The sequence below is a fragment of the Streptomyces inhibens genome (assembly GCF_003389455.1).
Taxonomy (GTDB): Bacteria; Actinomycetota; Actinomycetes; order Streptomycetales; family Streptomycetaceae; genus Streptomyces; species Streptomyces inhibens.
In genome coordinates, this window is sequence record NZ_QUAC01000016.1 from 36,163 (window position 1) to 58,923 (window position 22,761).

21 protein-coding genes are annotated in these 22,761 nt (G+C 71.4%); 15 read left to right on the plus strand and 6 right to left on the minus strand.

Features of this window, described 5'->3' with window-relative positions; translation table 11 throughout:
• Positions 1-177: 177 nt before the first annotated feature.
• Positions 178-960, minus strand: a complete 783-nt coding sequence (locus DY245_RS02810; RefSeq protein ID WP_128503079.1) for an SDR family oxidoreductase — start codon at positions 958-960, stop codon at positions 178-180.
• A gap of 451 nt (positions 961-1,411) precedes the next feature.
• Here DY245_RS02810 and DY245_RS02815 point away from each other — a divergent pair, with 451 nt between their 5' ends.
• A complete protein-coding gene (locus DY245_RS02815) occupies positions 1,412-2,014 on the plus strand; it encodes a TetR/AcrR family transcriptional regulator (RefSeq protein ID WP_128503081.1) in 603 nt (200 codons plus the stop codon).
• 384 nt (positions 2,015-2,398) lie between these two features.
• Complete coding sequence (locus DY245_RS02820; RefSeq protein ID WP_128503083.1) at positions 2,399-2,710, plus strand: hypothetical protein; 312 nt, start codon at positions 2,399-2,401, stop codon at positions 2,708-2,710.
• A 147-nt stretch (positions 2,711-2,857) separates the two neighbouring features.
• On the opposite strand, the gene DY245_RS02825 is transcribed toward DY245_RS02820, so the two are convergent.
• Complete coding sequence (locus DY245_RS02825) at positions 2,858-3,475, minus strand: TetR/AcrR family transcriptional regulator (protein ID WP_128503085.1); 618 nt, start codon at positions 3,473-3,475, stop codon at positions 2,858-2,860.
• Positions 3,476-3,766: 291 nt separating this feature from the next.
• On the opposite strand from DY245_RS02825, the gene DY245_RS02830 reads away from it, so the two are divergent.
• On the plus strand, positions 3,767-5,671 hold the full coding sequence (locus DY245_RS02830; protein WP_244942794.1) for an FUSC family protein: 1,905 nt from the start codon (positions 3,767-3,769) through the stop codon (positions 5,669-5,671).
• A gap of 86 nt (positions 5,672-5,757) precedes the next feature.
• Positions 5,758-6,264, plus strand: coding sequence for a MarR family winged helix-turn-helix transcriptional regulator (locus tag DY245_RS02835; protein WP_128503089.1), 507 nt, complete (start codon positions 5,758-5,760; stop codon positions 6,262-6,264).
• Between the two features lie 188 nt (positions 6,265-6,452).
• Here DY245_RS02835 and DY245_RS02840 read toward each other — a convergent pair whose 3' ends face one another.
• On the minus strand, positions 6,453-7,511 hold the full coding sequence (locus DY245_RS02840) for a beta propeller repeat protein (RefSeq protein ID WP_128503091.1): 1,059 nt from the start codon (positions 7,509-7,511) through the stop codon (positions 6,453-6,455).
• 504 nt (positions 7,512-8,015) lie between these two features.
• Between DY245_RS02840 and ssgD (DY245_RS02850) the strand changes: the two genes are divergently transcribed.
• Positions 8,016-8,429: a spore wall synthesis regulator SsgD gene (gene ssgD, locus DY245_RS02850; RefSeq protein WP_128503095.1), complete on the plus strand. Its 414-nt coding sequence runs from the start codon at positions 8,016-8,018 to the stop codon at positions 8,427-8,429.
• A 47-nt stretch (positions 8,430-8,476) separates the two neighbouring features.
• The gene (locus DY245_RS02855; protein ID WP_244942798.1) at positions 8,477-8,920 is read left to right on the plus strand and encodes a response regulator; all 444 of its coding nucleotides are present in this window, start codon (positions 8,477-8,479) and stop codon (positions 8,918-8,920) included.
• Here DY245_RS02855 and DY245_RS02860 read toward each other — a convergent pair.
• Positions 8,847-9,677 carry a TetR/AcrR family transcriptional regulator gene (locus DY245_RS02860; protein ID WP_244942795.1) on the minus strand — a complete coding sequence of 277 codons (831 nt, stop codon included), beginning with the start codon at positions 9,675-9,677 and terminating at the stop codon, positions 8,847-8,849. The genes DY245_RS02855 and DY245_RS02860 overlap by 74 nt on opposite strands.
• Positions 9,678-9,811: 134 nt before the next feature.
• On the opposite strand from DY245_RS02860, the gene DY245_RS02865 reads away from it, so the two are divergent.
• From DY245_RS02865 to ssgD (DY245_RS02875), 3 genes are all read left to right on the plus strand, one after another.
• Complete coding sequence (locus DY245_RS02865) at positions 9,812-10,330, plus strand: PH domain-containing protein (RefSeq protein WP_128503097.1); 519 nt, start codon at positions 9,812-9,814, stop codon at positions 10,328-10,330.
• Entirely contained in the window at positions 10,327-11,970 is a 1,644-nt protein-coding gene (locus tag DY245_RS02870) for a PH domain-containing protein (protein WP_128503099.1), read from the plus strand. The genes DY245_RS02865 and DY245_RS02870 overlap by 4 nt, the downstream gene beginning before the upstream one ends.
• A 141-nt stretch (positions 11,971-12,111) precedes the next feature.
• Positions 12,112-12,525 carry a spore wall synthesis regulator SsgD gene (ssgD, locus tag DY245_RS02875; protein ID WP_128503101.1) on the plus strand — a complete coding sequence of 138 codons (414 nt, stop codon included), beginning with the start codon at positions 12,112-12,114 and terminating at the stop codon, positions 12,523-12,525.
• A 196-nt stretch (positions 12,526-12,721) separates the two neighbouring features.
• On the opposite strand, the gene DY245_RS02880 is transcribed toward ssgD (DY245_RS02875), so the two are convergent.
• On the minus strand, positions 12,722-13,501 hold the full coding sequence (locus DY245_RS02880) for a polysaccharide deacetylase family protein (protein ID WP_128503103.1): 780 nt from the start codon (positions 13,499-13,501) through the stop codon (positions 12,722-12,724).
• 150 nt (positions 13,502-13,651) lie between these two features.
• On the opposite strand from DY245_RS02880, the gene DY245_RS02885 reads away from it, so the two are divergent.
• The 4 genes from DY245_RS02885 to DY245_RS02900 all read left to right on the plus strand — a co-directional run bounded on the left by DY245_RS02885 (position 13,652) and on the right by DY245_RS02900 (position 17,063).
• Positions 13,652-14,359 (plus strand): response regulator transcription factor, encoded by a 708-nt coding sequence (locus tag DY245_RS02885; protein ID WP_128503105.1) that lies wholly within the window; start codon positions 13,652-13,654, stop codon positions 14,357-14,359.
• The gene (locus DY245_RS02890) at positions 14,356-15,888 is read left to right on the plus strand and encodes an ATP-binding protein (protein ID WP_128503107.1); all 1,533 of its coding nucleotides are present in this window, start codon (positions 14,356-14,358) and stop codon (positions 15,886-15,888) included. The genes DY245_RS02885 and DY245_RS02890 overlap by 4 nt, the downstream gene beginning before the upstream one ends.
• Positions 15,885-16,532 (plus strand): GerMN domain-containing protein, encoded by a 648-nt coding sequence (locus DY245_RS02895; protein ID WP_128503109.1) that lies wholly within the window; start codon positions 15,885-15,887, stop codon positions 16,530-16,532. The genes DY245_RS02890 and DY245_RS02895 overlap by 4 nt, the downstream gene beginning before the upstream one ends.
• A gap of 129 nt (positions 16,533-16,661) precedes the next feature.
• Complete coding sequence (locus DY245_RS02900) at positions 16,662-17,063, plus strand: DnaJ family domain-containing protein (protein WP_128503111.1); 402 nt, start codon at positions 16,662-16,664, stop codon at positions 17,061-17,063.
• Positions 17,064-17,072: 9 nt separating this feature from the next.
• Here the strand turns inward: DY245_RS02900 and DY245_RS02905 are convergent, their stop codons facing one another.
• Entirely contained in the window at positions 17,073-18,350 is a 1,278-nt protein-coding gene (locus DY245_RS02905; protein ID WP_128503113.1) for a DUF4185 domain-containing protein, read from the minus strand.
• A 268-nt stretch (positions 18,351-18,618) separates the two neighbouring features.
• On the opposite strand from DY245_RS02905, the gene mutA reads away from it, so the two are divergent.
• Entirely contained in the window at positions 18,619-20,502 is a 1,884-nt protein-coding gene (gene mutA / locus DY245_RS02910) for a methylmalonyl-CoA mutase small subunit (RefSeq protein WP_128503115.1), read from the plus strand.
• Positions 20,502-22,757 (plus strand): methylmalonyl-CoA mutase, encoded by a 2,256-nt coding sequence (gene scpA, locus DY245_RS02915; RefSeq protein ID WP_128503117.1) that lies wholly within the window; start codon positions 20,502-20,504, stop codon positions 22,755-22,757. Before mutA ends, scpA begins: the two co-directional genes overlap by 1 nt.
• Positions 22,758-22,761: the final 4 nt, after the last annotated feature.

The following is a 22,761-nucleotide window of genomic DNA, read 5'->3' on the forward strand; positions in this document are numbered from 1 at the left end:
CCTCCTCCCCCGGGCCCCGCACCGCCCCACACCGCCCCGACCCCGCACCGCCCCGACCTCGCTTCGGGCCCAACCTCGCTTCAGGCCCGACTTCCCGGCGTCGTGTGGCCTCGTTAGTCGTGTGGCCTCGTTAGGGGATGGCTGTTGCCTGGGCTCGCATTGAGGGGCTGATGGCTGCTACCAGGTGTTGTCGCTACGGAGGGCGGCATCGGCGCCGCCGTCGAGGTAGATGACCTGGCCGGTGACGTGCGTGTTCTCGGGCGAGGTCAGCCAGGCAAGCAGGGGCGCGACCTGCTCCGGGTGGGCGTGGCCGTGCAGCGGCATGGGGACGCTTGCGTCGACGACCTTGCGTATCTCGGGGTTGGCGAGCATGGGCTCGGTCATGGGGGTGACGACCGTGCCGGGGGCGACGGCGTTGAGGGGGATGCCGGCGGCGGCCCAGTCGTCGGAGATGGCCGTACGGCGGACCCAGCGGGCGATGGCTTGCTTGGAGGAGCCGTAGATGGCGTATCCCTCGCCCCTGTCCATGGCGGCCTGAGCAGCAGAAACGGTTGCGTCCTCGTCTCCGGCGAGTGCCGCGTCGACGATGGCCTGGTCGGTTGGATGGACGGCGGCGACGGACGAGATCAGTACGGCACGCGGGTCGGTACCGGCGGTGAGCAGGGGGCACAGGCCTTCGAGGGTGGCGATGACGCCGAAGTAGTTGACCTGGACCGTGAGCGGGATGAAGTGGGCGAGGCCGGCGCAGGCGATCACGGCGTCGAGGCATCCGCCGGTCAACTCGCGGGCGCGGTCGACCAGTTCAGTACGGCCGTCGGGCGTGGCGAGGTCCGCGGAGATGTCGGTGCCTTTGAGGTCGGCGCCGATCACGGTGTGGCCCTGTTCGCGGAGATGGGCCGCGGTGGCCCTGCCTATGCCGGAGGCGGCGCCGGTGACGAGGTATGTACGGGATCGGGACATAGGACGGTCGGCTCCTTTGTTGAGGCGTGGTGGTGGGTGGCGTGTGTTGAAGGGGGCGCGTTTGCTCAGGGGTGGCACGTGCTGATTGGTGGTGCGGCCTGGGTGATCGGGGGCGCGATCTGATCGGTGGTGCGTTGTCGCCGGCCCGCTTGTGGCTGGTGGCTGGTGGCTGGTGGCGCGATCCATGGGCACGCCCGGTGGTGTGGTGAGTGCTGGTCGTGCGCGACGCTCGACGCCGGTGTTGGTGTCGATGTTGATGTTGGTGCTCGTGTTGGTGTCGTCGGGCTGTGGGGGCATGGGGGCGGCGCCGTCGACGGGCGGTCGGGGCGTCGGGCGGGTTGGTCCGGGCGTTGCCAACATACGCATTTTTGGCATGACGTGCCAATAAGCTTGTCTGTGACAAAATTGAGGTCCTGATAGACGGAACGACCCACGCGACCAGGACAGGCGGATGACGGCAGCGCGAGGCAGACCATCGTTGACCGAGCGGCGGCGGCAGGAGACCCGGCTGGAGATCGCCGAGACCGCGGCGGCCCTGTTTTCCGACCAGGGGTACGACGCGACGACGGTCGAGGACATCGCGTCGGCGGCAGGCATCTCGTTGCGCACCTTCTACCGCTACTGCGCGGCGAAGGAGGACGCGCTGACGCCCGTACTGACCTCCGGCGTCGGTCTGCTCGTCGATGAACTGGCCACGCGGCCTGTCGATGAGCCGCTGACCAGCGCGGTACAGGCAGCGTTCGACTCGTCGGCCTCGGCCCGGCGCCTGGCAGATCCCGAGCAGGCCCGCCGGCTGGTTCGCATCATGGGCACTGTGCCGGCCATTCGGATGCGGTGGCTTGCCGCCGGGCGGGACATGCAGGACCAGCTGGTGCCGGTGCTTGCGGCGCGCAAGGGCGCGCCGGAGGACAGCATGGAGGTACGGCTGCTGGCGTGCGCATTGATCGATGCGCTCAGCGTCGCCATGGAGCACTGGGCGTGGCAGGACGAACCGGAGGACGTGGTCGAGCTGACCCGTCGAGCGTTGAACTATCTGCGTATTGATGAGCTGTAGGCGGCCTGGACGAGGCCGGGCCCCGTTTCCGTGAGCCTGTTGGGCCTGTGCGTCCGTTGGACCCGTGAGTGCATTGGGCTCGCTGGTCCGTCGCGAGCTTTGAGTCCGCGAGTGCGTTGGGCCCCGTGAGTGGGTCGCGAGCCTTGAGTCCCTGAGTCCAGGTGGCCGTGAGTCCGTACGGCCGTGAGTTCGCCGGGAAGGCTACGTTGCGTGAGGTGGGTGCCTGGATCCGGTAAGGGGAGCGGGGTTCTTGTGTCGCAGTTGTGTCCCCGTGTGGCACCCGGGGCTGATTTTCCTCGGGGGCGTATGGACAATGGGGAATGAACGTGCGAAGCCCGTACTGGTTTCGCAGGGGAGTCTGAGTTTTCCATCGGGGGAGATCACGTGCGGAAGATCATGGCCATAGCGCTGGCGGCGGTCGCGTGCAGCGCCTCACTGACACTGACCACCGCAACGGACGCCGCGGCCGCCGGCCGGTCGCCGCAATGCGTGAAGGTGCGGAAGTACTTCAACAACGGCCAGCAGCGGTACGTCCGCCTGGCGAATCTGTGCACCCAGCGCACATCGTGCTTCACCATCGTCATCCCGCACCACCGCGATCCCCACGGCAGTCTCCCCAAGGGCGCGACAAAGGACGTCCGCTACGGCACGACATCGTGGCCGCGGGCCCTGTACGTGAAGAACACTGCCTGCTGAGCAGACGGTGATCGGCGCCGATTGCTGAGCACCGATTCCTGAGCGCCGGCTCTCGGCCCCGGGTTCTCGGGCTCCGGCTCTCGGGCTCCGGCTCTCGGGCGCCCGAGAGCGCTGCCCCAAGCAAGGGGCACCCCGTTCAGGGGTGGGTCATTCGCGTACGGCGATGCCGTCCAGGACCATCGAGAGGTACTGGCGGGCGATCTCCTCGGGGCTGTGCTGTCCGCCCGGCCGGTACCAGCTCGCCGCGACCCAGACGGTGTCCCGGACGAAGCGATAGGTGAGCCGGATGTCGAGGTCGGCGCGGAAGACTCCGTCGGCCACACCCCGTTCCAGCGTGCCCAGCCAGGCCTTTTCGAACTTCTGCCGGGAGTCGGTGAGATAGCCGAAGCGGGGCTGATCGGCGAGGTGCTTGGACTCCTTCTGGTAGATGGCGACGGCGGCGCGGTGCCGGTCGATCTCCCGGAAGGACTCGGTGACCAGGGCTTCGATGGTCTCCCTCGGGCCGAGGCCGGCGGCGAGTACGGCGTCATATCCGTCCCACAGCTCGGTCAGGAAGGTGGACAGGATCTCGTCCAGCATCGATTCCTTGGAATCGAAGTGGTAGTAGAGGCTGCCCGCCAGCATCCCGGCCTCGTCCGCGATGCGGCGGACGGTGGTGGCGTTGTAGCCCTGTGCGGCGAAGACCTCCGCCGCGATGTCGAGCAGTTCGCGGCGACGCTCCGGGGACGCGTTCGCGGTCGTCGTCTTCTTTTTGGCGGCTGGCACCTGGCCATTGTCGCTCTCCCGTGGGCGGGGCCTGGCCCAGGGCGTGGCCATGGGCCGAGCCAGGGTGCGTGCAGAAAGCTGCCGCAGGGCGTGGGTAGAGAGCAGATCCCGGGTGCTTGTGTGGGGCTGGCCCGGGCGCGATGCCGGCATATTCTTTACGAGTAAAACACCTGCTAATCTTCTCGTATGGGGAAGCACGCCAAACCTGTCGAGAAGCGAGGGAAAGCCGCGCCGGGAAGCGCGGTGCGCGCCCGACCGGTGCGCACCCGACCGTTGCCGATCAAGAGCACCGTGCGACTGCGCCGACCCGTCGACATCTGGCACAAGCCCGCGCTCAGCGCGGTCGCGGCCCTGGCGATCCCCGACCTCACACTGTTCGCGCTGGGCCGGCTGGATCTGATCCTCTACACCTCGGCCGGGGCGATGTGCGCCCTGTATGCGCACGGACTGCCGTACGCGGCCCGAGCCCGCACCCTGCCGTGGGTGGTGCTCGGCATGGTCGCGAGCCTGGGCATCGCGCTGACCGCCGCATCGCTGACCACCTCGACCGCGTTGCTCGTCGTCCTCGCCTCGCTGATCGCCGCGGTCCACAAAATGCTCTGCGATGCGACACGTATCGGCCCGCCGGGGAACCTCATCCTGACCTTCATCACCGCGTCGGCGTTCTTCGTGCCACAACGCCTGGGAGAGGTGCCCCAGCACGTGGCGCTGGCGCTCGGCACGGGGGTCCTCGCCTGGCTGGTGTGCATGGCGCCGTCGCTGGTCCGGCCGCAGGGGCCGGAGCGGATCGCCACCGCCCGCGCGCTAGAGGCCGCCGCCGGGCTGCTGCGTACGGAATCGGGCGCCGGCGGCGTGGAATCGACCGGGGTGGCGCACGCCCGGCATGCCACCGCGGCCGCCGTGAACGCGGCCTGGCACACGCTGTTCCTGGTCCCGGCGCGCACCCCTGCGAAGGCCACGGCGCGGGCCCGGCTCGAACGTCTGCTGATACGGGCCGAGTCGGCGCTGGGGAGCGGGGGGAACGGGGAGAGCACGGGGCTGCATGGCAACCAGGCCACCGCTGACGGATATGACGACCGTTACGGCAGAAGCTCCGCCAACGCCAACGCCATCGCCATCGCCACCGCCATCGCCACCGCCACCGCCACCGCCACCGCCTACGCCAACCCCACCCCCACGGCCACCCCCACGGCCACCGCCACCGCCACCACCACCACCGAAGCCGCCCGGCTCGCTGCCTGGGCTCGTGACGTACGTAGCGGGCGCCCGCTGCCCGAGGCCGGTCTCTCGGCGGCGCAGGCCGAGGAGTTGTTGGGCATCGAAGCCACCGAGGTGCTGGGCATCGGCGCCGATGAGCGGGTGGGCGTGGACGCCGAGGCGCCCGGGCTGCGGCGGCCCGCGCCCGGGCGACCGCATGGGATACGGGCGGTGCTCGCCCGGCTCGCGCCCGGGTCGGCGCTGCTGCCCATCGGCGCACGGGTCGCTGTCGGGTGTCTGCTGGCGGGCTGGGCGTCGATGGCCGTCGGCGTCGGGCATCCGTACTGGGCCGTGGTCACCGCGGCCTCGATCTACCAGGCCAACACCACCCTCTCCTGGCAGCGCGCGCTACAGCGCACCATCGGCAATCTGCTCGGACTGCTGCTGTTCACCGCGTTGCTGCCGCTGATCCACACCGGGCAGCTCGCGATGATCGCGCTGACGCTGGCCTTCCAGCTCGGCGCGGAGGCCTGCATCACCCGCAACTACTGGCTCGGCTCGGTGTGGGTCACGCCGATGGCGCTGCTGCTGACGGAATTCGGCGGTCATCGGCCCGCGGAGACGCTGATCGCGGACCGCTGGATCGACACCGTTGTGGGCGCCACGGTGGGCCTGGCCTGCTGCGTATTGGTCACCAACCGGCGGGCCACCGGCCGTATCGAAACCGCCCTGGCACGGGTCGCGGAGGCCGAGGCCACCGCGCTCCGGCTGCTCGCGGCGCAGCCGGTGCCCGGGGCGGACGACGCCCTGGAGACCGGCTGGGCCCGCGACCGGCTGGCCGGCAGTCTGATCGAGCTCCGCGAGGCCGTGGAGGTGGCGGCCGGTGAGTGGTGGCAGCGCGCCCTCCCGGAGGAGCGGATCGCACGCGCCGAGCAGCAGGGCCATCGCGCGCTGGCCGGCCTCGTCCGCCGGCTCTCGGCACCGGCGCTGGCCGCCTGACCCGCGCGCCCGCCCGACGCGGCGGCCGGCACACCCTATGGCAGGCACAATTGGGGGCGTACGGCATGGTCGAGAGGAGAGTGCGGGTGACCGAGGACATCGTCGCAGGGGTGCTGCGCCAGTGGCAGCAGGTACACCCCGGGCTGGACACCGGCCCGATGGCGGTGATCGGGCGGCTCAACCGCTGTTCCGCGCTGCTCCAGCAGGCGGCCGATGCGCCGCTGCGGCGGGCCGGGCTCACCCGTCCCGAGTTCGACATCCTCGGCACCTTGCGCCGGATGGACCGTGAGCTGACCCCCGGACGGGTGGCCCGCGAGACCTTCGCCTCGGGTGCCGCGGTGACCAAACGCGTGCGGCAGTTGGAGGAGCGCGGGCTGATCGCCCGCCGGCCCGACGACCGCGACCGCCGCGTCGCGCATCTCTCGCTCACCGACGAGGGGCGCGAGACCATCGACCGGCTGCTGCCCGAACAGCTGCGGTACGAGGCGTCGCTGCTCGACGGCATCGGCGACCAGCGGCAGGAGGAACTGTCCGAGGGGTTGAGCGAGTTGCTGGTCGTACTGGAGGGGCGGCTCGGCAGCTTGATGGACTGAGCGGAGGCGGAGGGGTGGGCCCGTCACTCCTCCGTCCCTGAGTCCTTCCGGTCCTTCCGTCCTTGAGTCCTTCCGGTCCTTCCGTCCTTGAGCGAGCCGTTGAGTCCATCAGCGGGCGATCCGTGGGCGGGGTGCGTGGAAGTGCATGCCGTGCCCGGCCCGCCTTCGCCGAGCTGCCGGCGCCGGCCTCACGGTTCGAGTCGTGCGATCCGGCCCCGCTCACCAGCGGCCCAGCAGCCCAGGTCCGGGGCGCAGTCGACGGTGTCGTACGAGCCGGTGTCGAAGGTGCGCCAGGTGCGGCCGCCGTCGAGCGTGAGATCGCTTCCGGAGGGGCCGACGGCCAGGGCGAGCCGCCGGGAGTGCGGGAGCCAGGTGACGCCGGAGCGGTATGCCTTCGGGGGCTCGGCGGCCGCCGCCCAGGTGGCGCCGGCGTCGTCACTGACCGCGGCGGCGCGGGGCGAGGACTGGTCGGGGCGGTAGTCGCCGCCGACCGCCAGGCCGTGGGTGCGGTCGCGGAAGGCGAGCGCGAAGACACCGCGCGCCGGGTCGCCCGCCGGTACGGGGGCGTCGGTGACCGACCAGGTACGGCCGCGGTCGGCGGTGTGCAGTACGCGGGCGGTGGCCGCGCCGCCGGTCGCGATCCAGGCGTCACGGCTGCCGGAGGAGACCAGGCACTGGCCGCTGGCGGCGAACGCGGCTTCGCCGTTCTGGGCCGGCGGCATGCCGTCCGAGGGCAGTACCCGCCAACTGCGGCCGCCGTCCCCGGTGGACAGGATGCGGTACTTGCCGTCGACGGGGTCGCTGAGGGCGATGCCGTGCCGCCGGTCGAAGAAGGTCAGGCAGTCGTAGAAGGCTCGTGGGTCGGTGTTGCGGAAGCTTTCGGTCCAGGTGGCGCCGGCGTCGTCGGTGCGGAAGACGCGTGAGGCCTCGCCCTCGCCGATCGCGAGGACGACCGCGTGACGCGCATCGAACGCCTCGATGTCGCGGAACTCCAGCGCTCCGGCACCGGGCGGGGAGATATCGCTCCAGTGCTTGCCGCCGTCGTGGGTGCGCAGCACGGTGCCCGCCGTACCGGCGACCCAGGCGGTGGTACGGCTGACGGCCGCCAGGCCACGGAAGCGGGCGGTGCTGCCGCTGTCCTTGAGGTGCCAGCCGGCGGCGTGTGGGGTGGTGGTGGCGGCGGTTGCCGGGGCGGCGGCCATCGTGGTGAGCGCCGTCGCCATGGCAGCCATGGCAGCCATGGCCATCCAGCGCGTGGCCCTGCGCCTGGGCACGGTCCAGCTCGTATCCCTGGTTGTGTCCGTGACCCTGCTCGTGCCCCTGCCCGAGAACAAGGACATGCCCAACTGGCGTCCCGTGCGCCGCATTCGCCCCACCCCGCTCGTGTTGTGCGGTGGAANCCTGCCCGAGAACAAGGACATGCCCAACTGGCGTCCCGTGCGCCGCATTCGCCCCACCCCGCTCGTGTTGTGCGGTGGAAGCTAGCCCAGCCCGGCCGGCACGTCCAGGCCGCCGCCCCCGCCTCTGACGGCCTGTCAGGTGAAGCCCCTGCAGGCCGATCCCTCACACTGCTCGGACTGACCGCGCACAGCAAAGAGGGCATATGCATACATTCAATGGCCCGTGACGCAGGTCACGTGGGAATCCAATGCACCTGGCGCAATGACCTGCACGTCCTAGTGGTCGTAGACCCAAGAATCCGCACCGAATGTCCGCACCGGATATCCGCACCGAATGCAAGGGAGCCGGCGATGTCCAGCGTCATCGACCAAGCCGTTCAGGCCCGTCTCATCGCGATCACTCCCCGGTCGCGGGTGATTCCGGCGAGTCTGCATTACGACCGTGCCGACCCGTTCGCGGTGACGTTGGTCTTTCCGCCCGTCGCCTCCCTGGACGGGGTGGAGGTGGCGTGGACGTTCGGGCGCGACCTGCTGGCGGAGGGGCTGCGCGAGCCGGCCGGGGCGGGCGATGTACAGATCTGGCCGAGCGGCTCCGAAGCGGTCGTGGTGGAGTTCCATACCGCGGTAGGGATGGCGGTGGTGCAGTTCGACGGGCAGGATCTGCGGAGCTTCCTGGACCGGTCGTACGGGATCGTCGCGGAGGGCGACGAGGCGCGGCATCTGGATGTCGAGGCCGATCTCGCCGCCCTGTTGCGCGAGGCGTAGGTCTCCAGATCCCCTTGCGCGGAGGCTGGGGCTCAACGTCGGTCAGCCTGTTGGAGCGGTTCGGGCACACGGTCCTGGCGGCGGTCGGCGATGCGCGGTCGCTGATCGCCGCGGTCGAGGAGCACCGGCCGGAGGTGGCGGTTGTGGACGTACGGATGCCGCCGGGGTTCTCGGACGAGGGCCTGCGTGTCACGCGTGAACTCCGGTCCCGGCAGCCGTCGTTGGCGGTACTGATCCTGAGTCGTTACGTCGAGCAGACCTTCACCGAGGAGCTGGGACGGCTGACGGCCCGGGAGCGGGAGGTGCCGGCGCCGATGGCGGAGGGGCTGATGCCGGAGGGGCCCTCGAACGCGGCGAATTCGCGTGCGCCGGTCGTCACGGATGCCGCGGTCGCCAAGCGCATGGCGAGCGTTCTGCTCAAGCTCGATCCGCCGCCGGCTCCGGACGGTCACCGGCGGGTGAAGGCGGTGCCGGCATTTCTTCGGGGGTGAGCCGTGGGGTGAGCCCTGGGGCGAGCCGTGAGTTGACCACCGGGGTGCCCCCAAAGCCGGCCGACTCCCCCGGCTCCTCTGCCTCCCCTGTCTCCCCCGCCTCCCCCCTCTTCTCCGTCTCCCCCACTTCCTCCTTCTCTCCCACTCCCTCCGTCTCCCCCGTCCCGAACAGATTCGCCAGATGCAGATCCAGCAGCCGTAGCGCGGTCTCCGGCGCGTGCACATCCAGCAGGACGTAGCCGGCGAGCCCGTCGGCCACGCTGATCAGCAGCATCGCCTCGTCCTCGGTGGCGCGTTCCGGGGGGAGTTCGCCGCGTTCCGCGGCCAGTCGCAGCTGGTCGGCGAAGAAGGCGCGGAGCTGGGGGATGCCGTCCCGGGCTTCGGCGCGCAGGGTTTCGTCGTGTACGGCGCGGGAGTAGTAGGCGGCGCCGACCAGCAGGCCGGTGCGGCTCTTGTCGTCCAGCGGCAGCATGCCCGACAGGCAGGCGCGCAGCACCTCGCGCGGGGTCGGTTGCTCGGTGAGCGCCTCGATGCGCTCGCGGATCCGGCGGGCGGCCAGCTGATTGATGTGCCGGAGGGCGAAGAGGAGCATCTCGTCCCTGGTGCGGAAGTAGTGCTGCAGCCGGCCGAGCGAGATATCGGCCTCCGCGGCGACATCGCGCAGGCTCGCGCCGTCCAGCCCGCGGGTGCTCGCGATCCGCCACAACGCCTCGGAGATCTCCTGGCGCCTGGCTTCGTGGTCCACCTTCTTGGGCACGGACGACCTCCTTCATCAGTACGCGGCCCCTTGCGCATGGCTCCGGTTTCGGGGCCTGCCCGCTTTTACAAGTCGCTTGTACCGTTATAACGTACCGCTACTCAATACGCTTGACTTGGAAACCGGTGACCCTGATGCCCGAGCACGCCGCCCCGCTCCTGCGCCCACCCCGCCACCGCGTCGATCCCCGGGCCCGCCGCTGGTGGACGGTCCAGGCGCTGCTGACCCTCAGCGGTCCGATGCTGCTCACGGCGCTCGCCATGGCGGTCCTGTCCATACTTTTCTTCCCCGGTGCGCTGCCGTGGCTGGGGCCGTTGCTGCTGGTCGTGCTCGTACTGCCGGCCGTCGGCTATCTCGTGGCCATGCCGCGGTGGCGGTATGCGGTGCACGCATGGGAGCTGGGCGAGCGCGCGGTCTACGCGGCGGGCGGCTGGTTCTGGCAGAAGCGGCGGATCGCGCCGCTGTCCCGGGTGCAGACGGTGGACACCCTGCGCGGGCCGCTCCAGCGGCGGTACGGGCTGGCGACGGTGACCGTGACCACCGCCTCGACCGCGGGCGACATCAAGATCGCCGGACTGTCCGACGCGGACGCCGAGGAGCTGTCCCGGATGATCGGCGAGGCCGCGCAGGACGTACCGGGTGACGCCGCATGAGCACGCCACTGCCTCCCGAGATGCCCGGCACAAACCCCGGCGCGCCCGGCGTTCCGCACGCCACCGCCGCACCCGCCGCCCCGTCCGACACGGCGCAGTGGCGCCGGCTGGATCCGCGCACGCTGCTGGTGCACTGCGGCTGGATGGCAGCGCCGCTCGGTTCGCTAGCGCTGACAGCGCTGGCCACCGGGGGCCGGATCACGGCCGGAGCCTGGATCACGCTCGCCGCCATCGCCGCTTCCTTCGCCGTCGTCACCACGATCGGCCTGATCCGCTGGGCGCGTACGGAGTTCCGCGTCACCGTCCCCCACCGCCCCGGCGGCGCGGGAGGCGCCCCCGCCACCCTGGACGTACGGAGCGGGCTGCTCAACCGCCGGCTGCGCAGTGTGCCGCTGCACCGCATCCGCACCGTCGATCTGACGGCGACACCGCTGCACCGGCTGCTGGGCGTCACCGTGCTGCGCGCCGGTACGGCGGGCTCCGGCGACGGCGGCAGTGAGCTGTCGCTGGAGGCGCTCACGGTTCCCGAAGCGGAGCGGCTGCGCGCGGAGTTGCTCGCGTACGCCGACACCGACGCGGTCGCGAACGACCCCGTGGTGGCCCGCATCAACTGGCGCTGGCTGCGCTACGCACCGCTCACCTTCTGGGTCATCGGCGGGGTGTTCGTGGCGGCCGGATCGGTCTACCGGGTGCTGGACGGCATCGGCATCGAGGCATGGAAACTCGGCTTCGTCCAGCGGGCGTTCGCGGAATTCGGCGCGAGCGCGCTCTGGCTGACGATCCCGGCGGCGCTGCTCGTCATCCTCGCCCTGGGCTCGGCCGGCGCCACCGTCCTCTATGTCGAGAACTGGTGGAACTACTGCCTGGAGTGGACCGACGCGCGCACGCTGCGGGTGCGCCGCGGGCTGTTCACCACCCGCTCGGTCACCATCGAAAGCGCCCGGCTGTCCGGCGTGTTGCTGCGCGAGCCGCTGCTGCTGCGGGCCGGTGGCGGCGCCGTCGTACGCGCGGTGGCCGGCGGCCTGGGCAACCGCGAGGAGAACCGCAAGCGCAGCGGACTGCTGCCGCCGGCGCCCCGGCCGGAGGCACTGCGGGTGGCGGACGGCGCGCTGCGCGCACCCTTCCCCGGAAGCCGGTCACCCCTGTCGCTGGCGCCGCACCCGCGTACCGCCCTGCGCCGCCGCCGGGTCCGCGGTCTGCTGTTCGCCGTGCTGCCGGGCACCGCCGTCCTGGCCGGCCTCGGGGCGGCGTTCACGCCCGTACTGCTGCACTGTGCCTGGATCTACGCGGTGGTCACCACCCCGCTCGTGCTGTGGCTGGCCCGGGACGCGTACCGCAGTCTGGGGCACGGCGTGCACGGCCGGTATCTGGTCACCCGCTCGGGGACCTTCAGCCGGGACACCCTCGCCCTTCGGCGTGAGGCCGTCGCCGCCTGGACGTTCTCCACCTCGCCGTTCACCCGCCGGTCCGGCCTGGTGACGCTCACCGCGGCGGTCGCGGCGGGTGAGGGCGGCTATCGCATTCCGGACCTCGCGGCCACCGAGGCTCCCGCCTTCGCCGCGGCGGCGGCTCCGGGAATCGTGGAGGAGTTTCTGATGCACCCCGGGGAGTCGGTGCAGATGCCGGCGCAACTCCCGTAGCGGCGCCTCGCCATGGGCGCCGGCCGGTCGCCGTCAATATGAGATACATCACATACATGTCGCGTGCACGGCGAGAGCGGGCACACCGTCCTACTGGACGAGCCATTGCCCATGACCCGGCAGCCGTGAGGGAGCAGCGCGATGAACACCGCCATCGACCAAGCCGTCCAGGTCCGCCTCATCGCCACCACCCATGGCCCGCACGCGGTCCCCGCGGTGCTGCACTATCAGCCCGCCGATCCGCTGGCGGTGCGGATGTCCTTCCCGCCGGAGATCTCGCTGGACGGCTCCGCGGTGGACTGGGCGTTCGCCCGCGATCTGCTGGACGAGGGGCTGCGGATGCCGGCCGGGCGGGGCGATGTACGGGTGCGGCCGTCCGGCCCGGACCGCACGGTGATGGAGTTCCACGCGGACGAGGGCATCGCCATGGTCCAGTTGAAGACCGCGGATGTGCGGCAGTTCCTCGCCCGCTCCTACGAGGCGGTGCCGGCGGGTGGCGAGCCGGCGCATCTCGGCATGGAGCGCGGTCTCGCGGAGCTGTTCGGCGCGGCGTGAGGACAGCCGACGCCGGGAAAGCGGCATAAGGAGAGCGGCCCGAGGAGTGCGGCGCGCGGCGACGGTCGTGCGCGGACGGCGGTGCCGTGCTGCTGCGGCCGTCGCTCCCGGGGAGCCGGGATGCGACGGCCGCAGCACTTCCAGACGGATGCCCCGGGGCGTGTCCTTAGCTGATCCGCCGGGCAGCCGCTAAGCCTCAGCGCTGCGGGAACCCGAACCCGTACCCCTGCTGCTGCATCCACGGCAGCAGCCGGTCCAGCGACTCGACGGTGCGGGAGCGGTTGCCGCCGCCGTCGTGGAAGAGGACCGTCGGGCCGTTGGAGAGTTCACCGCGTACGGTCGCCTCGATCATCTCGACGCTGCCGCCCTCGAAGTCCTTGCTGTCGACGTTCCAGCCCAGCGGGCGCATGCCGTGGTCCGCGGCCAGCTGCCGGCTGTAGGGCGTGAAGGCGCCGCCCGGGGCGCGGTAGTACTCGACCGTGGCGCCGCCCGCCGCGTCCTCGATCATCTTCTGTGCGTCGAGGATCTGCTGCGACTGGTAGCTCTGCGACTGGTGGTCCATGCCGGTGTTGTGGCTGGTGGTGTGGTCGCAGAGCTTGTGCCCGGCGGCGACCACCTGCTTGACCAGGTCCGGGTGGGCCTTGGCCTGCGGGCCGATCATGCAGAAGACCGCCTTGACGTTGTGCTTCTTCAGCACTTCGAGCACCTTCGGGGTCCAGACCGGGTCCGGTCCGTCGTCGATGGTGATGTTCAGGCTGCGGCCGGGGCGGTCCGAGGCGTGCACGATGGAGGGGTCGACCGGTGCGATACGGGGTGCCCGCTCGGGCCGCTGCCGGGCGGAGTCGACGGTGTCCGCCTCGGCCTTGGGAGTGCCTCCGGGCTGGGCGAAGGCGAGCGCCCCCGCCACCGCGAGCGACACCACTGCCGCCGCGGCCACTCCGATGATGCCGCCCTCGATGCCGAAGCGCCGTGCCATCCCGACCCCGTCCCTCATACCGTGCTCGTGTGCGTACCGACAGGCGGCGGGTGCTTTGCACGCGCCGCCCTGCACCACGACAGATGCGCCAGGGATCGGGCAGGCTGCTCCTGTTACGGATCCATCATGAAACTTATTGATACTGGACCCATGCCACGTGTACTTCTGATCGAGGACGACGCCGCCGTACGGGACGGAGTGACCCTCGCGCTGCGGCGGCGCGGCCACGAAGTGGCGGCCGCGGCGAGCGGTGAGGAGGGCCTGGAGACGCTGCCGGCCTTCCGGCCCGACATCGTGCTGCTGGACCTGATGCTCCCCGGCAAGGACGGCTTCGAGGTCTGCCGGCTGATCCGCGCCGAGCGGCAGCTGCCGATCATCATGCTCACCGCCCGTGGCGACGATCTCGATGTGGTGCTCGGCCTGGAGGCCGGGGCCGACGACTACATCGTCAAGCCGGCCCGTGGCGAGGTCCTCGAAGCACGCATCCGTGCGGTGCTGCGCCGTACCGCGCTGCCCGCCGACGGTGCGCCGGCCGCCGCGGAGCCGGGTCCCGCCCCGGTCGAGACGTACGGCGAACTGGCCATCGACCGGGCCGGGCTGGTCGTCGCCAAGGGCGGCCAGGATCTGGCGCTGGCTCCCTCGGAGATGAAGCTGCTGCTGTTCCTGTCCGCGACTCCGGGGCAGGTCTTCAGCCGCCAGCAGCTGCTGGAGCATGTGTGGGAGCACAGCTACCACGGCGACGCGCGGCTGGTCGACGCCTGTGTGATGCGGCTGCGGACGAAGATAGAGGACACCCCGCGCAGCCCCCGTTACGTCCAGACCGTGCGTGGCTTCGGCTACCGCTTCGGACCCCTGTGAACCGCCTCGGCCGCCGGGTGCCGACCCGCACCGTGCTGCGCGGCCTGCGGGCCCGGCTCGTCGTGGGGTTCCTGGTGGTGGCGACCATCAGCGCGCTGACCACCGCGCTGCTGACCTACCGCGAGGCCCGTAACGCCATTCTCCAGCGCTCCCAGGACATCGCGGTCAACGATCTGCGGGCGCAGGTCAATTCGCTGGCGCCGGAGCTCACCGTGCCGCCGACCCAGGCGGACCTGGATTTCTTCCGGGTCCAGCTGGAGCGCTCGGGCAAGTCTCGCGAATGGGATATTTCCGTACATTACAGCGGCGTCCCGGACAGTGACGAGGGTGGGCTGCAGCGCAGTGTGGTGATACCGGCCGACCTCAAGGAGTCGGTGGAGAAGCGCCATGTGCCGGCCTTCCAGCGCATCGACCGGGGCGGCGACCCCTGGCTGCTGATCGGGATGCCGGTCCGGCAGTCCGACGGCGAGGCCTCCGCGCTGTCGATCTACGCCCAGCTCCCGCTGAGCGCCGAGGAAGCCAATGTCGAGGCGCTGGTGAGCGCGGCTCAGCGGGGCGCGCTGCCGGTGCTGATCCTCGCCGTGATCCCGGCGCTGCTCGCCGCGCGCGGGGTGCTGCGGCCCGTACGAAAACTGCGACAGGCCGCCGGGCGGATCGCCGAGGGCAAGCTGGACACCCGGCTGGAGGTCAAGGGCGCCGACGAACTCGCCGATCTGTCACGGACGTTCAACGACATGGCGGCCAGGCTGGAGGAGAGCATGGCCGAGCTGCGCCGCCTGGAGGCCAACTCCCGGCGGTTCGCGGCCGATGTCTCGCACGAGCTGCGGACGCCGCTGGCGGCGATGACCGCGGTCACCGATGTGCTCGACGAGGACGCCGACTCCCTCGACCCCGACACCGCCTCCGCGGTCCGGCTGATCAGCCAGGAGACCGGCAAGCTGGCGCGGATGGTGGAGGACCTGATGGAGGTCTCGCGGTTCGACGCGGGGGCCGCGGCGCTCCATCTGGACGAGGTGGACGTCGCCGAGACCATCCGTAAGACGCTGCAGGCCAGGGCCTGGCAGAAGCGGGTGGCGGCGGAACTGCCGGCGGACGTACGGGCCAGGCTCGACCCGCGGCGGCTCGATGTGGTGGTCGCCAACCTGGTCGGCAACGCCCTGCACCACGGCGGCGAGCCGGTCCGGGTGCTGCTGCACGCCCCGGAGCCGGGCGCCGACCGGCTGCTGATCGAGATCTCCGACAGCGGCCCCGGCATCGACCCCGAGGTCCTGCCGCATGTCTTCGAGCGCTTCTACAAGGCGGACTCCGCCCGTGCGCGGTCGGAGGGCAGCGGCCTGGGTCTGGCCATCGCGCAGGAGAACATCCGGCTGCACGGCGGCACCCTGCGCGCCGCCAACTCCCCTGAGGGCGGTGCGGTGTTCACCGTGGAACTGCCGCTGCGCCACGACGAGCGGGCGGCCGGGGACCAGCCCGCGGAAGACGGCCGGGACGGCGCCCGTCCCGATGCCGGGAAAGAGAACCACGCATGAGCGCCACGAACGCCCAGAACGCCCTGCGCGCGGTGCGGGCCCGGCGGCGCGTGCTGGGCGGCGTGCTGACCGGTGCGCTCGCCGGTGCGCTGGCCGGCTGCGGTATCGCGCCCACCGATGTGATCGACGCCGGTGAGCCCGCCAGCGGTGTGAAGTCGCCGGGCCAGCCCGCCGCCGATGTCCAGCTGTTCTTCTACGGCCCGTCCGGGCTGCGCTCCGCGACCCGGCCGGCGAAGGCCCCGGTCGATCCGGAGCAGGCCATCTCGCTGCTGATGGAGGGCCCGAACCACGCCGAGCGGATGCGTGGGCTCTCCAGCGTGCTGCCGAAATTCCCCGGCCGGCTGACCGCCGACACGGGCGAGGGCACCGTCGTGATCACCCTGCCGATGAATGCGAAGCTGCTGGACTCCGCCTCGCTCAACCAGCTGGTGTGCACCGCGGCCAACGCCCGGGTGCCCGGGAACATGCCTCCGGGGAAGGTCACGGTGACCCTGGTGGGCGCGGGTATCCGCGTCGGCCCGATGGTGTGCGGCGGCAACAACGCCTTCCCGGTGGTCCAGCCCAGCCCGACGGGCACGGGCCAGGGCTCCGCCAGCCGGACCGGCACCGCTCCGGCGGAGTCGGGTCCCGGCGCGGTGGGCTGAGCGGACGCGGGCCACCGCCCGCCCGTCCGCCCCGGGCCCGCGCTACCGTGAAGACAGGCACCCGTGCGCCGCGGACGCCGACCCGAAGAGGGCCGGCCGACGGCCCCTGAACCTCGGGAGACTCACACGATGACCGAGCGCAAACCACCCGGTGTCGACTTCGAGACCTGGGTCGACAGGCAGATCCGTGAGGCGACGGAGCGCGGCGAGTTCGCCAATCTCCCCGGTATCGGCAAGCCCCTCGCCCACCTCGACCAGCCGTATGACGAGCTGTGGTGGGTCAAGGACAAGATGAGCCGGGAGCACCTCTCCTATCTGCCGCCGAGCCTGGCCCTCCGCAAGGAGGCCGAGGACGCCCTGGAGAAGGCGGCCGACGCCCCCTCGGAAGCGGCGCTGCGCCGCATTCTGACGGCGGTCAACGATCGGATCCGCGCGGCGCTCCGTACGCCGCTCGAAGGTCCGCCGCTCAATCTCGTACCGTTCGACATCGACGAGATCGCCCGTAAGTGGCGGGAGCAGCACGCGAGTTGAGATACCCCGTCAGCTCCCCGTGGGCGCCGTCCGTACGCGCACGAAGCGCGGCCGGTAGAGGTCCACATCCCCGTTGAGCCGGGGGTCGGCCGGGACACCGGGCGGGCCGAGCCAATTGATGTCGTAGCTGAGCAGCAGTTCCCCGTCCGCGGTGAATTCCGGGTGCGCCTGGGGGTTGTAGGCGGCGACGTACTGCGGGTCGGCGGCGGGCGGGCGGGGCGGTGCGATGCGGCCGTTCGGGCCGTGCCAGGGGCCTTGGGGTGAACAGGCCCAGTAGCTGGTGATCGTCCGCATCCCGGCCGTGCCGCCTCCCCCGGTGTCCATGGTGAACAGCATCCAGGTGGGGCCCTCCCGTACGACGGTGAAGGTGCTGCCGACGCCGCGCCGGCCGCCGGCCCGCAGTACCGGCCGGGCCCGGTCGGGGCGGGGCTGCCAGTGGGCGCCGTCCCAGAAGCGCCAGCTGCCGCGGTCGGCGAGCCGTCCGGCCGGGACCCGTGCCACAAAGGCGCTGGACGCCGGCGCCGACGGCGGGTCGTCACCGCCGAAGACATAGCTCCAGCCGCCGTCGCGGACCGCCGCCGCCCCGTACAGCACACGCCGGCCCGGGTCCGCGACGGCGGCCCGGCCCACGGTCTCCTGGATGCCCTCCAGGTGCAGGCCGGGCAGCGAGAGCGTGGCGACCTCGGTGCTGTGCGGCACCCCGAAGATCCACGGCCCGGTTCCCGGGGTGCGGTTCCACAGCAGTACGCGGACGACCTTCTCCTGCGCGCCGGGCGTACGGGGCTCCACGCTCGCGCGGACCGGCCAGCGCCAGCCGCCGCCCGGCGGGTCGGGGAAGAACGGGCCGCGGGCGGCCGCGGTGCCCCCGGTCAGGGTGCGCTCCACACGGCCCGAACGGGACATCACCACCACGGAGTTGTGCCGCAGGTAGGGGGTGCCGCCGCTGTCGGCGGTGCGCCAACGGTGCTGCTCCCCCTGCGGGTTGGGCGGTGGCTGGATCCGGTCGAGGAAGGTGTCGGAGAAGAGCCAGAGCGTACGGCCGTCGGGGAGGCGCACCGAGTGGGTGCCGTCGCCGCCGGTCCAGTCGTCCACCCGGGTGTTGTCGTTGCCGTAGCGGGCGAATTCCGCGGTATGCCGGGAATCGGCCGACCAGGAGGCGATCCGGCGCCCGGTGCAGTGCGCCGCACGGTCCGGGGCGGCGGCCCGCGGCAGCGCCCACACGAGTGCGGCGGCGGCCAGGAGCAGGGCGGCGACGGTGGTGGTGCGGATGCTCGGCGCCTTGGACATCGCGCTCCTCTGGGGGTCCCCCCTGCTCCTTAAGAGCTTGGGGGAGGGTGCCGAGCCCACCGTACAGATCCGGCCGGACCGCCCGGGGCAGCCGCGTCCCGCACGTAAGGAGACGTCTCCGCGCGATCCGGGCAACCCGCCCCACCTGCATCTCTGTCCCCTGTCCCCCCACACCGCACGGATCGGAACATCCATGAGAGGTCAACGAGTGCAACGTCACAGCTGGAGCCCCTGCTCCAGCTAACGGTCGTTCGCCTAGCCTGCTGCCATGACCGCCGAGTCCCCCGAACTCCCCCTGGCCGCCGCATTCCCGGACGCTGACCGAGAGCAGTGGCAGCGCCTCGTCGAAGGCGTGCTGCGCAAATCGGGCGTCACGCAGGCGACGGGTGCCGCCGCCGAGGATGCGCTCGCCACCGATCTCCAGGACGGGATCCGCATCCGCCCGCTGTACACCGCCGAGGACGGTCCCGCTGCCCTGGGCCACCCAGGGTTCCCGCCCTTCGTACGGGCCGGCCGGCCCGAGGGCACGGCCGTCGCCGGCTGGGACGTACGCCAGCGCCATGTCCACTCCGATCCTCGGCGCGCCAATGAAGCGGTCCTGGCCGATCTGGAGAACGGCGTCACCTCGGTCTGGCTGACCGTCGGGGACGGCGGGGTACCGGTCGCCGGTCTCGAAGCGACGCTCCAGGGCGTCTATCTGGACCTGGCCGCGGTGGTCCTCGACGCGGGCGCCGATTTCACCCCGGCCGCCGAGGAGTTGCTGCGGCTGTACACCGCGTCCGGCGCGCCGCTGAGCGAGGCCGTCGGCAGCCTGGGCGCCGACCCGCTCGGTCTGCTGGCCCGCACGGGCGACGATGCCAAGCTGCGCATCCAGTTGGAGGCGGCCGCCCGGCTGGCCGGGCGCTGCACCGCCGAGGCCCCCGGGATGCGGGCGCTGGCGGTCGACGCACTGCCGTACCACGAGGCGGGCGGCTCGGCCGCCGAGGAGCTGGGTACCTCACTCGCCACCGGCGTCGCCTATCTGCGGCAGCTGACCGGGGCGGGCCTGTCCGTCGACGACGCCTGCCGGCAGCTGGAGTTCCGCTATGCCGCCACCGCGGACCAGTTCCTGACCATCGCCAAGCTGCGCGCGGCGCGCCGGCTGTGGGCGCGGGTCGCGGAGGTGTGCGGCGCCTCGCCGGCCGCGTCCGCGCAGCGCCAGCACGCGGTCACCTCCACGGTGATGATGACCCGTCGGGACCCGTGGGTGAACATGCTGCGCACCACGGTGGCCGGGCTGTCCGCGGGCGTGGGCGGCGCGGACGCGGTGACGGTGCTGCCGTTCGACGCGGCGCTCGGCCTGTCCGATGCGTTCGCCCGCCGGATCGCCCGTAACACCCAGTCCGTGCTGCTGGAGGAGTCGCACCTGTCCAAGGTGATCGACCCGGCGGGCGGCTCCTGGTACGTGGAGAGCCTCACCGACGAACTGGCCCGCGCGGCCTGGGCGTTCTTCCAGGAGATCGAGGGCGCGGGCGGCCAGGCCGCGGCGCTGCGCTCCGGAATGCTCGGCGAGCGCCTGGCACACACCTGGGCGCGCCGGACCGAGGATCTGGCGCACCGCCGTGAACCGATCACCGGCGTCAGTGAGTTCCCGCATCTCGCCGAGCCGCCGGTGCACCGCGAGCCGGCCCCGGCGCCGGTCGGCGGAGGGCTGCCGCGGGTGCGCAGGGACGATGCGTACGAACAGCTGCGGTCGCGCTCCGATGCGCATCTGGCGGCAACAGGGGACCGTCCGAAGGTTTTTCTGGCCACGCTGGGCCCGGTCGCCGCGTACACCGCGCGGCTGGCGTTCGCGGCCAATCTGTTCCAGGCGGGCGGCGTCGAGACGGTTCAGGAACCCGCGTCGGTGGATGCGGAGTCGGTGGCCGAGGCGTTCGCCCGCAGCGGCGCCCGGATCGTCTGTCTGTGTTCGAGCGATGCGGTGTACGGCGAGCAGGCGGCGGCCGTGGCGGCCGCGCTGAAGTCGGCGGGCGCGCTGCGGGTGCTGCTGGCCGGCAAGCCGGGCGAGCACCGCGAGGAATTCGTGGCGGCCGGTGTGGACAGCTTCGTCCACGCGGGCTGCGATGCGGTCGAGGCGCTGTCCTCGGCCCTGGATGTCATGGAGGTGGCGTGATGGAGGAGACGACGGAACAGGCGGGCGCCCTCGGCGGGCCGCCGTCGGGCGCCATCCCGGACTTCAGCAGGATCGAGCTGGGGGACGCGGTCACGGCGGATGCCGCGAGTGCCGGCGGGGAGTGGGCCGCCGCCGTGCAGCAGGCGACCGGCAAGGGCGTTGCCGATCTGACGTGGGAGACGCCGGAAGGCATCGACGTCAAGCCGCTGTACACCGAGGAGGACCTGAAGGGTCTGGACTTCCTGGGGACGTACCCGGGTATCACGCCGTATCTGCGCGGCCCGTACCCGACGATGTACGTCAACCAGCCCTGGACGATCCGGCAGTACGCCGGCTTCTCCACCGCCGAGGAGTCCAACGCCTTCTACCGGCGCAATCTCGCCGCCGGCCAGAAGGGCCTGTCGGTCGCCTTCGACCTGCCCACACACCGCGGCTACGACAGCGATCACCCGCGCGTCACCGGCGATGTCGGCATGGCGGGCGTGGCCATCGACTCGATCTATGACATGCGGCAGCTCTTCGAGGGTATCCCGCTGGACAAGATGACCGTGTCGATGACGATGAACGGCGCGGTGCTTCCGGTGCTGGCGCTGTACATCGTGGCCGCCGAGGAGCAGGGCGTACCGCCCGAGAAGCTGGCCGGGACCATTCAGAACGACATCCTCAAGGAGTTCATGGTCCGCAACACCTACATCTATCCGCCGCAGCCCTCGATGCGGATCATCTCCGACATCTTCGCGTACACCTCGCAGAAGATGCCGCGCTACAACTCCATCTCGATCTCCGGCTATCACATCCAGGAGGCGGGCGCGACGGCCGATCTGGAGCTGGCGTACACCCTTGCCGACGGGGTGGAGTATCTGCGCGCGGGCATGGCGGCCGGTATGGACGTCGACTCCTTCGCCCCTCGCCTCTCCTTCTTCTGGGCGATCGGCATGAACTTCTTCATGGAGATCGCCAAGCTGCGGGCGGCCCGGCTGCTGTGGGCGCGGCTGGTGCAGCGCTTCGAGCCGAAGAACCCCAAGTCCCTTTCGCTGCGCACCCATTCGCAGACCTCGGGCTGGTCGCTGACCGCGCAGGACGTGTTCAACAATGTGACGCGTACGTGTGTGGAGGCGATGGCCGCCACCCAGGGCCACACCCAGTCGCTGCACACCAACGCCCTCGACGAGGCGCTCGCCCTGCCGACCGACTTCTCGGCCCGTATCGCCCGTAACACCCAGCTGTTCCTTCAGCAGGAGTCGGGCACCTGCCGGGTCATCGACCCGTGGGGCGGCAGCGCGTACATCGAGAAGCTCACCCACGATCTGGCGCAGCGGGCCTGGCAGCACATCGAGGAGGTCGAGGCGGCCGGCGGTATGGCCAAGGCCATCGACGCGGGCATCCCCAAGCTGCGCGTCGAGGAGGCCGCGGCCCGTACCCAGGCGCGGATCGACTCGGGGCGGCAGGCGCTGATCGGCGTCAACAAGTACCGCGTGGAGACCGACGAGGAGATCGAGGTCCTCAAGGTCGACAACTCCGCGGTGCGCGCCCAGCAGATCGAGAAGCTGAAGCGACTGCGCGCGGAGCGCGACGAGGACGCCTGCCAGGACGCGCTGCGGGCGCTGACCGAGGCGGCCAAGTCCGGTCCCGGCGAGGGGCTGGAGGGCAATCTGCTGGCGCTGGCGGTGAACGCCGCGCGGGCGATGGCGACCGTCGGTGAGATCTCGGACGCCCTGGAGTCGGTCTACGGGCGGCACTCCGGCCAGATCCGTACGATCTCCGGTGTGTACCGAGACGAAGCGGGCCCCTCCTCCGGTGTCGAGCGCACCCGCGATCTGGTGGCCGAGTTCGAGCGCGCCGAGGGGCGCCGGCCGCGGATCCTGGTGGCCAAGATGGGCCAGGACGGCCATGACCGCGGCCAGAAGGTGATCGCCACGGCCTTTGCCGACCTGGGCTTCGACGTCGATGTCGGCCCGCTGTTCCAGACGCCGGCCGAGGTGGCCCGTCAGGCGGTCGAGGCGGACGTCCATATCGTCGGGGTGTCCTCGCTGGCGGCCGGCCATCTGACGCTGGTGCCCGCGCTGCGGGAGGCGCTGGCCGCGGAGGAGCGGGAGGACATCACGATCGTGGTGGGCGGGGTGATCCCGCCGCAGGATGTCCAGCCGCTGCGCGACATGGGCGCCGCCGCGGTCTTCCTGCCCGGCACGGTCATCCCCGATGCCGCCCACGACCTGGTGAAGGACCTGGCGTCGGTCCTCGGCCACGAGCTGTGAGCCG

What these genes read in the sequence shown, in the direction of transcription:
- DY245_RS02885 (WP_128503105.1), top strand. Translation starts at nt 13,652, where the DNA reads ATGCCACGTGTACTTCTGATCGAGGACGACGCCGCCGTACGGGACGGA.
- ssgD (WP_128503101.1), top strand. Translation starts at nt 12,112, where the DNA reads ATGAACACCGCCATCGACCAAGCCGTCCAGGTCCGCCTCATCGCCACC.
- ssgD (WP_128503095.1), top strand. Translation starts at nt 8,016, where the DNA reads ATGTCCAGCGTCATCGACCAAGCCGTTCAGGCCCGTCTCATCGCGATC.
- DY245_RS02895 (WP_128503109.1), top strand. Translation starts at nt 15,885, where the DNA reads ATGAGCGCCACGAACGCCCAGAACGCCCTGCGCGCGGTGCGGGCCCGG.
- mutA (WP_128503115.1), top strand. Translation starts at nt 18,619, where the DNA reads ATGACCGCCGAGTCCCCCGAACTCCCCCTGGCCGCCGCATTCCCGGAC.
- DY245_RS02870 (WP_128503099.1), top strand. Translation starts at nt 10,327, where the DNA reads ATGAGCACGCCACTGCCTCCCGAGATGCCCGGCACAAACCCCGGCGCG.
- DY245_RS02815 (WP_128503081.1), top strand. Translation starts at nt 1,412, where the DNA reads ATGACGGCAGCGCGAGGCAGACCATCGTTGACCGAGCGGCGGCGGCAG.
- DY245_RS02865 (WP_128503097.1), top strand. Translation starts at nt 9,812, where the DNA reads ATGCCCGAGCACGCCGCCCCGCTCCTGCGCCCACCCCGCCACCGCGTC.
- DY245_RS02840 (WP_128503091.1), bottom strand. Translation starts at nt 7,511, where the DNA reads ATGGCCATGGCTGCCATGGCTGCCATGGCGACGGCGCTCACCACGATG.
- DY245_RS02880 (WP_128503103.1), bottom strand. Translation starts at nt 13,501, where the DNA reads ATGGCACGGCGCTTCGGCATCGAGGGCGGCATCATCGGAGTGGCCGCG.
- DY245_RS02900 (WP_128503111.1), top strand. Translation starts at nt 16,662, where the DNA reads ATGACCGAGCGCAAACCACCCGGTGTCGACTTCGAGACCTGGGTCGAC.
- DY245_RS02810 (WP_128503079.1), bottom strand. Translation starts at nt 960, where the DNA reads ATGTCCCGATCCCGTACATACCTCGTCACCGGCGCCGCCTCCGGCATA.
- scpA (WP_128503117.1), top strand. Translation starts at nt 20,502, where the DNA reads ATGGAGGAGACGACGGAACAGGCGGGCGCCCTCGGCGGGCCGCCGTCG.
- DY245_RS02905 (WP_128503113.1), bottom strand. Translation starts at nt 18,350, where the DNA reads ATGTCCAAGGCGCCGAGCATCCGCACCACCACCGTCGCCGCCCTGCTC.